10 protein-coding genes are annotated in these 10985 nt (G+C 34.8%); all 10 read left to right on the top strand.

The annotated features are described in order from the left end of the window. The first annotated feature begins 172 nt into the window (after positions 1 to 172). The 10 genes from IR213_RS13475 to serB all read left to right on the top strand — a co-directional run bounded on the left by IR213_RS13475 (position 173) and on the right by serB (position 10975). Positions 173 to 2260, top strand: coding sequence for a hypothetical protein (locus tag IR213_RS13475; RefSeq protein ID WP_194312824.1), 2088 nt, complete (start codon positions 173 to 175; stop codon positions 2258 to 2260). Positions 2261 to 2751: 491 nt separating this feature from the next. After that, the gene (gene miaB / locus IR213_RS13470; protein WP_194312823.1) at positions 2752 to 4197 is read left to right on the top strand and encodes a tRNA (N6-isopentenyl adenosine(37)-C2)-methylthiotransferase MiaB; all 1446 of its coding nucleotides are present in this window, start codon (positions 2752 to 2754) and stop codon (positions 4195 to 4197) included. A gap of 22 nt (positions 4198 to 4219) precedes the next feature. After that, the gene (locus IR213_RS13465) at positions 4220 to 4366 is read left to right on the top strand and encodes a hypothetical protein (RefSeq protein WP_194312822.1); all 147 of its coding nucleotides are present in this window, start codon (positions 4220 to 4222) and stop codon (positions 4364 to 4366) included. 23 nt (positions 4367 to 4389) lie between these two features. Then, positions 4390 to 5646, top strand: a complete 1257-nt coding sequence (locus IR213_RS13460) for a sigma-54 interaction domain-containing protein (RefSeq protein ID WP_194312821.1) — start codon at positions 4390 to 4392, stop codon at positions 5644 to 5646. A gap of 33 nt (positions 5647 to 5679) precedes the next feature. Continuing rightward, on the top strand, positions 5680 to 6183 hold the full coding sequence (locus IR213_RS13455; RefSeq protein ID WP_194312820.1) for an LptE family protein: 504 nt from the start codon (positions 5680 to 5682) through the stop codon (positions 6181 to 6183). 41 nt (positions 6184 to 6224) lie between these two features. Then, the gene (locus IR213_RS13450; protein ID WP_194312819.1) at positions 6225 to 7079 is read left to right on the top strand and encodes a tetratricopeptide repeat protein; all 855 of its coding nucleotides are present in this window, start codon (positions 6225 to 6227) and stop codon (positions 7077 to 7079) included. 3 nt (positions 7080 to 7082) lie between these two features. Further along, complete coding sequence (secG, locus tag IR213_RS13445; protein WP_194312818.1) at positions 7083 to 7427, top strand: preprotein translocase subunit SecG; 345 nt, start codon at positions 7083 to 7085, stop codon at positions 7425 to 7427. A gap of 141 nt (positions 7428 to 7568) precedes the next feature. Next, a complete protein-coding gene (locus IR213_RS13440) occupies positions 7569 to 7844 on the top strand; it encodes a co-chaperone GroES (RefSeq protein ID WP_194312817.1) in 276 nt (91 codons plus the stop codon). A 55-nt stretch (positions 7845 to 7899) separates the two neighbouring features. Beyond that, a complete protein-coding gene (gene groL, locus IR213_RS13435) occupies positions 7900 to 9528 on the top strand; it encodes a chaperonin GroEL (protein WP_194312816.1) in 1629 nt (542 codons plus the stop codon). A gap of 208 nt (positions 9529 to 9736) precedes the next feature. Continuing rightward, positions 9737 to 10975, top strand: a complete 1239-nt coding sequence (gene serB / locus IR213_RS13430; protein WP_228479190.1) for a phosphoserine phosphatase SerB — start codon at positions 9737 to 9739, stop codon at positions 10973 to 10975. Positions 10976 to 10985 lie beyond the last annotated feature (10 nt).

Here is a 10985-nt window from a genome sequence, read left to right as displayed (position 1 = left end):
AATGCAATTCTTCTGAAATATAGGGAGGTAGGTTTTTTATTTTACAAAATAATCCTAGCATTTACTAGGGTTAAAAGGAATTTATTGCCTAAATCTTAGTTTTGTCGGTCGATAGTGTTTATTTATAAAAACTCGTGATGAATATTTGTATAACCTCAATAGCCAAAATCTAATGGTTGAGATATTAAAAGAAAATCCGAAATTCTTTATAGCATTCATTAGTAAAAATTTCCCAATAAAAGAAGATTACCTGAACAAGTATTATAAAATATGGAATTGGTACCAATTGTCAGATAATACAACCTTACCTTGGTCAATAGATTTTTTAAAAAAATATGAAGACAAATGGATTTGGGATAATTTATTAGAGAATAATTCGTTGCCTTGGTCAATAGATTTATTAGATAATTTCAGCAGTTATTGGGAATGGGCTTGGAACATTATTTCCAAAAAGAAATCTTTAATATGGTCTTTTGAATCAATTATAAAATTTGAAAAAAATTTAGATTGGAATATTTTATCTATTCGTAAAGATTTACGAAGTACCCCTGAATTGATTAAAGTTTTTGAAGAAAAATGGAATTGGGAAATTTTATCTAAGCGGACATCTTTACCATGGTCGATTGAATTTATTGAAAAGTTCGAAAATAAATGGAATTGGGAAATTTTGTCAAAAAACAAATATCTACCGTGGTCAGTTGAATTGATTGAAAAATATAAAAACAAATGGAATTGGAATATATTATCTGAAAATAAAGCACTGCTTTGGTCAGTTGAATTGATAGAGGAATTTGAAAATAAATGGGATTGGCGGAGTTTATCAAGTAATTCAGTTTTGCCATGGTCTCCAGAATTGATAGAGAAATTTGAAGATAAATGGACTTCGGATAATGTATCATATTATGAGTCTGAATATGAATATTGTTCAAAGAAACTGTTTACAGAGATTAAAGAAAATTATAGTTGGTGTGTCTTGTCAAGAAATGAATCATTGCCTTGGTCTAGAGAGTTACTTGAAAAATTTGAAAATAATTGGGATTGGTTGGGACTATCGCGCCATGAAAGTCTTCCTTGGACAATTCAATTAATTGAAAGATTTTCAAAACAATTAAATTGGTCGCTGCTATCTAAGAATGAGTCTTTACCGTGGTCGCAAGAACTCTTTGAAAAATTTGAAAATAACTGGGATTTTAAATGGATGTCAGCTAGTAAATCTGTACTATGGACTATTGACTTTATTTCAAAATATGAAAAGGAATGGGATTGGTTTGAATTGTCAAGAAATGAATTTTTGCCGTGGTCAAATGAATTTATTGAAAAATTTGAAAATAAATGGGACTGGGCATACTTAATTCAAAATAGATCGGCTAAATGCGAAGTTGATACTATTAAAATAGACCTTTCAAAATTAGATGATTTATATTCTGATAAAAAGTTTTGGTCAGTTTTTGATAGCAATGAGACATTATTCCCAATCACAATTGAGTTTATTGAAAAATTTGAAGATGAATTAAGTTGGTGGTGTTTGCATTATAATAGTAATGTTTTATGGTCAGTTGAATTAATTGAAAAATTTGAAAATAAATGGGATTGGAATTGTTTATCAACAAGTGAAAGTCTACCATGGTCAATTGAATTGATTGAGAAATTTGAAAATAAATGGAATTGGGGAAATTTGGCAGGCAATTCGGCTTTGCCTTGGACTTCGACATTGATTGCAAAATTTGAAGACAAAAGGATTTGGAAGGGATGCCCTAGTTTGTCAACCAATGAAGGTTTGTTTTGGTCAATTGAATTGATTGAGAAATTTGAAAATAAATGGGATTGGCATAGTTTGTCAAATAATAAAACTCTGCCTTGGTCAAATGAATTGATTGAGAAATTTGAAGATAAATGGAGTTGGGATCAAAAGTCTATGGTTTATTCCAAAGCATGGTCAATAGAATTTATTGCAAAATTTAGAGATAAGATAGGAAGCATTATTAGCAATCTTAAGCCCACAGCAGAAGATTGGAAAGCAATCAATTTAATATATGAAAGATTAAAAGTTTTTGTTGATGCTAAAATAATAGATGATGTTTTTTACACTTTGGAAAATGATTTAAATTATGACTTTAACAGTTTAAATTATGATGACGATCGGGCAGATGACGATTCGGATAATGATGATAATGATTGGAATAATCAACCAAGTTATGAAGATTGGCTTAATGATGAGTTTGGGGATGATGCAGGAATAGCATATTGGAATTTAGACTAACATAAACTTTGAAAAATAATTATGACAAACAAAAACTAAATAAAGCGTTTGCCACGCGATTATCAAATAGATAAAAATGATCCCTATTTTCCCAAGCTCTGCGAAGTCTCCCGACTTCGTAGCCAATTCAAAAATCAATAAACACGGGATAAAAATAAAGGCTGCCAAAGTTGTAGCGGCATTAAATAATGGGCACGAAGTCGGGAGACTTCGCACAGCATTCTCCTCAAATACCCTAGCCCGGATTGCAGTGAAAAGCCCGGAACAAAAAAAGTAAAAGTTTCCTGTTCTAAAAAAGCGACCAACGGAAGCTCTTTTTAGGACTTTGGAAACTTTACTTTTTTTGCGAGGACTTGTAACGAAAAGCGGGAGATGGCTTCTTATAATAAAACGCCTTAAAATACTGTTAATTCTTCGGCTGACATCTTGTCATATTGATTCGAAATATTGTAACTTTGCATTCTTATTAAAACACACTTTTGAAAGTGACTATGGAAAAGATTATTGAAGAAAGCAAGCAAGGCGAAAGCCTCGTTTTAGATTATAAACCGGAGAATACCAAGAAACTCTTTATAGAAAGTTACGGCTGTGCGATGAATTTTTCGGATAGTGAAATCGTGGCTTCCATCCTATCGTCAAACGGATATAATACTACGCAAATCCTTGAAGAAGCGGATTTGGTTTTGGTGAATACCTGTTCGATTCGGGACAAAGCGGAACAAACAATCCGAAAACGTTTAGAGAAATACAATGCCGTGAAACGCACCAATCCAAAGATGAAAGTTGGAGTTTTGGGCTGTATGGCAGAACGTTTGAAAAGTCAGTTTCTGGAAGAAGAAAAAATTGTGGATCTTGTTGTAGGTCCTGATGCGTATAAAGATCTACCTAATTTATTGGCAGAAGTTGAAGAAGGTCGCGATGCGATTAACGTGATTTTGTCGAAAGATGAAACTTATGGCGATATTTCACCCGTTCGATTGAATTCGAATGGAGTTTCCGCTTTTGTTTCCATCACGCGTGGTTGCGATAATATGTGTACGTTTTGCGTGGTGCCTTTTACCCGAGGTCGAGAGCGCAGCCGTGAACCGCAAAGTATTATGAAGGAAATTCAGGATTTGTGGGACAAAGGTTTTAAGGAAATTACACTTTTGGGTCAGAATGTTGACAGCTATTTATGGTATGGCGGCGGACTGAAAAAAGATTTCATCAATGCTTCCGAAATGCAAAAAGCAACTGCGGTCGATTTTGATCAATTACTCGAAATGGCGGCTGTTGGTTTTCCAAAAATGCGCATTCGGTTTTCGACTTCCAATCCGCAGGATATGCACGAAAGTGTGTTGCACGTGATTGCGAAACATTCGAATATTTGCAACCATATTCACTTGCCTGTTCAATCGGGAAGCAACAGAATTCTTAAGGAAATGAACCGTTTACACACTCGGGAACAGTATATGACCTTGATTGATAAAATCAGGACTATCATTCCGGATTGTTCCGTTACCCAAGACCTGATTTCAGGTTTTCCAACTGAAACCGAAGAAGATCACCAAGACACTTTGAGTTTGATGGAATACGTGAAATACAGTTTTGGTTATATGTACGCTTACTCAGAACGTCCGGGAACATTGGCCGAACGCAAAATGAAAGATGACGTTCCGGAAACAATAAAATCGAGAAGATTACAGGAAATTGTCGATGCACAAAGAAAATACAGTGCGATAAGAACCCAAGAATTCGTTGGTCAAACTGTTGAAGTTTTGGTGGAAAAAGTTTCTAAAAAATCAGAAAACGATTGGTCTGGAAGAAACTCCCAAAGTATTGTGGTGGTTTTTCCAAAAGAGAATTATAAAATTGGTGATTTTGTGAATGTAAAAATCACGAGTTGTACCAGCGGAACTTTAATTGGCGAAGCACTGGGTTTGAGTGAGATGAATTAAAATTCCTTTTAGATTTAAAAAAATGACAAGAAAAAATATAATTATTGCCATACTTACTTTCATTGTTGGATTCGGTTCCACTTTTTATATCATTAGAACCTATTTTCCAAAACACAAAATTGAAAAAACAGCTCCTGTAAAAGATACGTTGACAAATATCAACAAGTAAAGTCCTGAGAAAATAAATAAATTATGGAAACAGTTCAATCAATAAAACAACGATTCGAGATTATCGGGAATGACCCGAAACTCAATCGTGCGATAGAAAAAGCCATTCAAGTGGCGCCAACCGATATTTCTGTATTGGTGGTGGGTGAAAGTGGCGTTGGAAAAGAAAGTATTCCGAAAATAATCCATACGCTTTCACATAGAAAACATGGGAAATACATCGCCGTAAACTGCGGCGCAATTCCGGAAGGAACGATAGATAGCGAGCTTTTTGGTCATGAAAAAGGTTCTTTTACTGGCGCAACGGGAACTCGTGAAGGTTATTTTGAAGTTGCCGATGGCGGAACCATTTTTCTTGACGAAGTGGGCGAATTACCCTTGACGACTCAAGTGCGATTGCTTCGCGTGCTTGAAAATGGAGAATTTATAAAAGTAGGTTCTTCACAAGTACAAAAAACCAATGTTCGAATTGTGGCTGCAACCAATGTCAACTTGTTTGACGCCATCGAAAAAGGAAAATTCCGAGAAGATTTGTATTATAGATTAAGCACGGTGGATATTACTTTGCCGCCATTGCGCGACAGAAAAGACGATATTCATTTATTGTTCAGAAAATTTGCTGCAGATTTTGCACAGAAATATAAAATGCCTCCAATAAAATTAGATGAAAATGCAGTTCAGTTATTGCAAAAATTTCGCTGGAGCGGAAACATTCGACAATTGCGAAATGTAGCCGAACAAATTTCAGTTTTAGAAACCAATCGCGATATAACCGCAGCAACTTTGCAATCCTATTTGCCTTCGGAAGCTAGTAATTTACCTTCGGTCATAAAGGACAAAAAAAGCAAAAATGATTTTAGTACCGAAAGAGAAATTTTATACAAAGTGCTTTTTGACATGAAAAGCGATTTGAATGATTTGAAGAAATTAACCTTGGAATTGATGCAAAACGGCGTCACAAAAGTTCAAGAGACCAATTCAAATTTAATCAAAAAAATATATGGTTCCAATGAAGATGACAGCGAAATAGATTTTGAAGAAGAGCCAAGAACGGGCGTGATTACTGCCCAAAACAACGAAGATAATTACCAAGAGCAAGATGATAATTACCAATTTGCCGAAACTGTCGAAGAAGAAGAAATTCTGAAATTAGAGCAAAGAGAAATCGAAATGATAAAAAAATCATTGGATAAAAACAAAGGAAAACGAAAAGCTGCGGCAGATGAATTGGGGATTTCCGAAAGGACATTGTATCGAAAAATAAAACAGTTTGATCTTTAAAAATTGAATATCTTTGAACTTTTTAAATATAAAATGAAGCACACACATTATATTATTGCCCTCACACTACTATTTACCTTCAGTGGATGTTCTGTTTATAACTTCACCGGAACTGGTAAAATTGATGCAAAAACTTTTCAGGTTAATTTTTTTCAAAACAATGCCGAATTGATTGAACCAGGGATTGACAGGACTTTTACCTTAACGTTACAAGATATTATCCAAAATCAAACCAACCTGAATTTGGCGAAAAATGGAGGCGATTTAACATACGAAGGAGAAATCACAGACTACAGAATAACTCCTATGTTAGCAACTGCTGATATTCAAGCCGCACAAAACAGATTGACAATCAGAGTAAATGTTCGGTTTACCAATAAAAATAAAGACGCAGATAATTTTGAGAAGCCTTTCGAATTTTTCTTTGATTATCCAGCAAAACAACAACTTACAGGCCAAACAAGGGATAACGCCATTAGAACAATTTTCGAAAGAATTACCCAAGATATATTCAATGAATCATTGGCAAAATGGTAAAAATAAGTTGGCAGATTGCAGGACTCAGCTAAAATCTTAAAATGAACGTAACCGATTACACTTATTTAATTAATAAACCAGATGCTATCAACGAAAAGCAAACTGATGCGTTGGGAAAAGTGCTGGAAGAATTTCCGTTCTTTCAAAGTGCCAGAGCTTTAAGGTTGAAAGGACTTTTTAATGAAAATAGTTTCAGATATAATTATGCTTTAAAAGTTACGGCAGCCCACACCACTGACAGAACCGTTTTATTTGATTTCATCACTTCAGATACATTTGTTGCTATCCAAAAAGGATTATACGACAAGAAAATACTGGAGCTTCTTGACATTAACGTAATTGATTCCGAAATAATTAAGGCCGAAATAATACGACTTGAGCCAAAAACAAACACCTTAGAACAATCCATTCTTACTACTATAAAAGGAGCAACACCTATTGAATTTGCCGAAAATACTAAATTAGCAGAAGAAAACCTGGAAATCGGAAAGCCTCTAGGTTTTTCCATAAACGAAAAACATTCTTTTCAGGAATGGCTCCAACTTTCCAGAACTCAACCAATAGAAAGAGAAAAAGTAAGCGAAGTTAATTCTAAAACAGTTGCATTGGACGAGGACAAAAAGAAAAAAGCGGACTTGATTGATAAATTTATTGAAGCCAGTCCAAAGATTTCCCCAATAAAACAAAGCGCAGAATCAGCAACTTATTTCGATTCAAATAAAACGGATAATTCCTATTTAATGACCGAAACTTTAGCAAGAGTTTACTTGGAACAAAAAAAATATCAAAAAGCGATACAAGCTTATGAGATATTAATTTTGAAATATCCAGAAAAAAGTAGTTTCTTTGCAGACCGAATCTCGGATATTAAGATTTTACAACAAAATAATAATTAAACAATGAGCACATTTTCAATTTTTTTAGTTTTAATAACAATAGTTTGTTTCTTACTAGTAGTAGTAATAATGGTTCAAAACCCTAAAGGTGGTGGGCTTTCTTCATCATTAGGTGGATCAACACAAATTGGTGGTGTACAAAAAACTACAGACTTTTTAGATAAAAGCACTTGGACATTAGCAGCAATATTAATTGTACTTATTTTACTTTCAAGTTTGAGTTTTGGAGGATCATTAGGCGAAACTGATTCAAAAATTATTGATAAAACAGAAGCTCCTGCTACGAACACTCCAACACCAGCTGCTCCGGTTCAAAATGCACCTGTCGGAACGACCCCAGCAAAATAATTTTTTCCATCAAAATATATTAAATGCCAGCCTGTCAAAGCTGGCATTTTTTTTAAGAAAAAATGTCAGTTTTCAACTGTTGGCATAATTTCTGAAATCCGATTCTTAACAAATTAAAAAATAACAAAATATTATATCATTATGGCTTTAAATATTAAACCCCTTTCAGACCGCGTTCTTATTGAACCTGCTGCTGCTGAAACAAAAACTGCCTCAGGGATTTTTATTCCGGATAACGCAAAAGAAAAACCACAAAAAGGAACTGTTGTTGCTGTTGGAAAAGGCACAAAAGACCATGAAATGACTGTAAAAATTGGAGATTCTGTTCTTTACGGAAAATATGCCGGTACAGAATTAAAACTAGACGGAAAAGATTATTTGATTATGCGTGAGGACGATATTCTTGCGATTGTATAATTAGGTATTAAGTTCAAAGAATTAAGTAGTAAGAAAATTAAAAGTTAAAAACAAAATGGCTAAAAATATAAAATTTGATATTGAAGCACGTGACGGATTAAAACGTGGTGTCGATGCATTAGCAAATGCAGTAAAAGTAACTCTTGGACCTAAAGGTCGTAATGTAATTATTGGAAAATCTTTCGGTGGACCAACAGTTACTAAAGACGGTGTTACCGTTGCAAAAGAAATAGAATTGAAAGATCCATTAGAAAACATGGGTGCTCAAATGGTAAAAGAAGTTGCTTCTAAAACCAATGATTTAGCCGGTGACGGAACTACAACTGCTACTGTTTTGGCACAAGCCATCGTAAAAGAAGGTTTAAAAAACGTTGCTGCCGGTGCAAATCCAATGGATTTGAAAAGAGGAATCGATAAGGCTGTTGAAGCTATTGTTGCTGACTTGGCAAAACAAGCTAAAGTGGTAGGAAGTGATTCTGAAAAAATAAAACAAATTGCTTCAATTTCAGCAAATAATGACGAAGTGATAGGCGAATTGATTGCTAACGCTTTCGCAAAAGTTGGAAAAGAAGGCGTAATCACCGTTGAAGAAGCAAAAGGAACTGATACTTATGTAGATGTTGTGGAAGGAATGCAATTTGACAGAGGATATCTTTCTCCTTATTTTGTTACCAATGGTGAGAAAATGGAAGTAGAACTAGAAAGTCCTTACATCCTATTGTATGACAAAAAAGTTTCTTCTCTAAAAGAATTATTGCCAGTTTTAGAGCCAGTTGCTCAATCAGGAAAACCATTATTGATTATTGCCGAGGACGTTGATGGTGAAGCATTATCAACTTTGGTGGTAAATAAATTACGTGGCGCCTTGAAAATTGCTGCTGTAAAAGCACCAGGTTTTGGCGACAGAAGAAAAGCAATGTTGGAAGACATTGCCATCTTGACTGGAGGAATCGTAATCTCAGAAGAAAGAGGTTATACTTTAGAAAACACAACAATCGAAATGTTGGGAACTGCAAAAAGAGTAACCATAGACAAAGACAATACAACCATTGTAAGTGGTGCTGGTGAAGCCGATGTAATCAAAAATCGTGTAAGCCAAATCAAAGGTCAAATGGAAGCAACGACTTCGGATTATGACAAAGAAAAATTGCAGGAACGTTTGGCTAAATTAGCCGGTGGAGTTGCAGTTTTATATGTTGGAGCAGCTTCTGAAGTGGAAATGAAAGAGAAAAAAGACAGAGTTGACGATGCGCTTCACGCTACTCGTGCCGCTGTTGAAGAAGGAATTGTTGCTGGTGGAGGTGTTGCTCTATTGAGAGCCAAAAATGCCCTAACTGCTTTAAAAGCGGACAACGCAGACGAAGCAACAGGAATCCAAATTATATCTCGCGCTATAGAATCTCCATTGAGAACAATAGTTGAAAACGCTGGTCTTGAAGGTTCAGTTGTCGTTGCAAAAGTTGCTGAAGGAAAAGGTGATTTTGGTTACAATGCAAAAACCGACGAATATGTTGATATGCTAAAAGCTGGAATTATCGATCCTAAAAAAGTAACTCGTGTAGCTTTAGAAAACGCAGCTTCAGTTGCCGGAATGATATTGACAACCGAATGTGCTTTGGTCGAAATCAAAGAAGAAAACGGAAATTCAATGCCTATGGGTGGCGGAATGCCGGGAATGATGTAATTTTAAATTCCAAAAATAAATAATTTAGAAACCTGTTCCTTTATTGGAGCAGGTTTTTTTATAGCCAAGGATTTTCTAATCTAGATTTTTTGCTGTTAAAGCAAGAAAGTTTGAATGGCATTTCCTATTTGTGAAAAAACACGGGATATTCTTTTTTATAAGCAATAGATTGTCGATTTTTGCCCCTTGCAAATCAATACAAATAAAAATGATATTAGAAGATAAAGAGATAATTTTATTAAAAGTTTCTGGCCAGGACAAACCTGGTGTGACGGCTGGTTTAACATCTATATTAGCAAATTATGATGCCATTATTTTAGATATTGGTCAAGCCGACATTCACGATACGTTATCTTTGGGTATTTTATTTGAAATAAAAGCAGGCTCTTCTTCAGCGCCTGTATTAAAAGATTTATTGTTTAAAGCCTATGAATTGGGAATTAATGTTAAATTTATTCCAATTTCTATTCCCGAATATGAAATTTGGGTCAAAGGTCAAAGCAAGCAACGTTATATCATCAATGTTTTGGGAGAATCCCTGACAGCAAAGCAATTGTCAGCAGTAACCAAAATAATGTCGGACCAAAAATTGAATATTGATTCTATCATAAGATTAACTGGCAGAACTTCGGTGGTGGAGAAAGAAGAATATCCTCGTTCTTGTGTGCAATTATCTGTAACTGGTAATATTGTCGATAAAACGCTGATGACAGCTAATTTTATGGAAATTTCAGGAAAGTATGATGTAGACATCTCTTTTCAAGAAGACAATATGTATAGAAGAAACAGACGTTTAGTGTGTTTTGATATGGATTCTACCTTAATTCAAACGGAAGTAATCGATGAATTGGCAGAATTGGCAGGTGTAGGCGAGCAAGTAAGAGCGATTACAGAATCAGCGATGAATGGCGAAATTGATTTTAGCGAAAGCTTCAAAAAACGTATGGCCTTGTTAGAAGGTTTAAGCGAAGAAGTGCTGCATAATGTGGCTATAAATCTACCTATAACAAAAGGAGCACATCGCTTGATGAGAGCCTTAAAATATTATGGTTATAAAACGGCTATTTTATCTGGAGGATTCACCTATTTTGGTGATTATTTGCAAAAGGAATTGGGGATTGATTATGTTTATGCCAATCAATTAGAGATTAAAGACGGAAAATTGACAGGTAAATATTTAGGCGAAATTGTCGATGGCGCAAAAAAAGCCGAATACCTACAAGCTATTGCTGACAAAGAAGGTATTCACATTAACCAAACCATTGCTGTGGGTGATGGTGCAAATGATTTGCCTATGTTAAACCTTGCAGGTTTAGGAATTGCTTTTCACGCCAAACCAAAAGTAAAAGAAAATGCAGCTACATCCATTTCAAGCCTGGGTCTAGACGGTATTTTATATTTATTAGGCTACCACGACAGACATATTGATATGATGCAAGAAGAATAATAAATCAAAA

Origin of the sequence: Flavobacterium soyangense, assembly GCF_015277675.1 — a bacterium.
In the GTDB taxonomy this organism is placed as follows: Bacteria; Bacteroidota; Bacteroidia; order Flavobacteriales; family Flavobacteriaceae; genus Flavobacterium; species Flavobacterium soyangense.
The sequence above is the reverse complement of the archived record's forward strand: the minus strand, read 5'-3'. Positions and strand labels throughout refer to the sequence as shown.